The 2113-nt window shown below is 69.3% G+C and carries 1 protein-coding gene and 1 pseudogene; both read right to left on the minus strand.

Annotation, left to right across the window (positions count from 1 at the left end; all coding sequences use genetic code 11):
- A partial coding sequence (locus ABZ924_RS38480) for a condensation domain-containing protein (RefSeq protein ID WP_361920383.1) occupies positions 1-1885 on the minus strand: 1885 nt, incomplete at its 3' end.
- 3 nt (positions 1886-1888) lie between these two features.
- Positions 1889-2071 (minus strand): annotated as a pseudogene (locus ABZ924_RS38485) (hypothetical protein); the annotation flags it as partial.
- Positions 2072-2113 lie beyond the last annotated feature (42 nt).

Raw genomic sequence — 2113 nt, forward strand, 5'->3', positions numbered from 1 at the left:
TCGCTCGGCGGTTGAGGTCGGCGTAGGTGACCGACTCATGGCCGAAGACGACCGCTGTCTGCTCCGGCGAACCCGCCACCACCGACTCGAACATGTCGGACAGACGGCCGGACTCCAGCTCTCGGTCCGTGGCGTTCCACTCGGAGAGAACGCGCTGACGCTCGTCGTCGATGAGGACGTCGATCTCGTCGACGAGAACGCCGGGGTCGGCGGCGACCTGCTCGAGGAGCCGGACGAACCGCGCCGCGAGAGCCTCGGCGGTCTGCCGGTCGAAGAGGTCGTGCGCAAATTCGAGAAGTCCGTTCATTCCCTCGGGGGTGCCATCCGGGCCGGTGTGCTCGGTCAGGCCCATCGAGAGGTCGAACTTCGCGACACCGGACGGCAGTGTCTCAACGCACACTTCAAGACCGGGGAGTTCGACCGTCGGGCGCGGCTGGTCCTGCACGGTGAGCATCACCTGGAACAGCGGGTGCCGAGCCCTGGAACGGGCGGGGTTGAGCACCTCCACCAGCCGCTCGAACGGGAGGTCCTGATGGGCGAAACCGGCCAGGTCGGTTTCCCGCACCCGCGCGAGGACGTCCCCGAAGGACGGGTTGCCCGAGGTGTCGACCCGCAGGACGAGCGTGTTCACGAAGAACCCGACCAGGCCGTCGAGGGCCGCGTCACTGCGCCCGGCGACCGGGCTGCCGATCGGGATGTCCGTCCCCGAACCCAGCCGGCTGAGCAGCGTGCCGAGCGCGGCCTGCATCACCATGAACATGCTGGAACCGCTGGTACGCGCCACCTCGGACAGACGCTGGTGCAGCTCCGGACCCAACTGGAAGGAGAGCAGCTCCCCACGCCGGCTCGCCACGGCCGGACGCGGCCGGTCCTGCGGCAGAGGAGTCTCCTCGGGCAGACCGGCCAGCGCCTCGCGCCAGTAGTCGAGCTGGCGCGAGACCCTGCTGTCCGGGTCGCTCTCGTCGCCGAGCAGGGCGTGGTGCCACAGCGTGTAATCGGCGTACTGCACCGGAAGCGCGGCCCTGGAGGGTGCCGCACCGCCGCTCCGGGCCCGATACGCCTCAAGGAGGTCCGTGAGAAGCGGCGACACGGATTCGCCGTCTGCCGCGATGTGGTGGATCACCACCGCGAGGACGTGCTCGTCGGCACCCAGACGGAACAGCCGGGCGCGCAACGGGGCCTCGACCGCGAGGTCGAACCCCTGGCGCACCACCTCGTCGAGGGCCTCCGGCAGCTCCGCTTCGCCGGTCCCCACCGCGTCCGCCAGCCCCGGGAAGGCAGCGGCCGGGTCCAGGACTACCTGGTGCGGGACACCGGAGTGGTCGGGGAAGACGGTGCGCAGGCTCTCGTGCCGGGCCACGAGGTCGGCCAGGGCCGCATCGAGGGCGGGAACGTCGAGCCGACCGGACAACCGCAGGGCGAAGGGGATGTTGTAGGTGGGACTGGGGCCCTCCAGCTGGTTGAGGAACCACAGCCGCCGCTGTGCGAACGACAGAGGAACCTCGTCCGGACGAGGCAACGGGACCAGGTCGGGCCTGACCTCTTCGGCGGGCTCGTCGAAACGATCGGCGAGCGCCGCGACCGTCGGCGCTTCGAACAGCGAACGCAGCGGGATCTCGGTACCGAGACCGGCCCGGATGCGGCTGATGAGGCGGGTGGCGAGGAGGGAGTGCCCGCCGAGCTCGAAGAAGTTGTCGTCGATGCTGACGTGGGGGAGCCCCAGCACCTCGGCGAACAGGTCGCACAGCAGCTCTTCGCGAGGGGTTCGGGGAGCGCGGTCCCCGACGGCGCCGGCGAAGTCGGGTGCTGGTAGCGCTTTGCGGTCGAGTTTGCCGTTCGGGGTGAGGGGGAGGTGGTCGAGGACGACGATGGCGGAGGGGACCATGTGGTCCGGCAGCGTTTCGGACAGTGTGGTGCGGATCTGGGCCGGGTCGGGTGTGGTGTTTTCGGCGGGGACGACGTAGCCGATGAGTTGGTGTTCGTTGTGGATGGTGGCGGCGGCTTGGGCTACGTGGTGGTGTGCGGCGAGGGCGGTTTCGATTTCGCCGAGTTCGATGCGGAAGCCGCGGATTTTGACTTGTTGGTCTGCGCGTCCGAGGTATTCGAGTTGGCC

The organism is Streptomyces sp. NPDC046876 (assembly GCF_040645035.1).
Classification (GTDB): domain Bacteria; phylum Actinomycetota; class Actinomycetes; order Streptomycetales; family Streptomycetaceae; genus Streptomyces.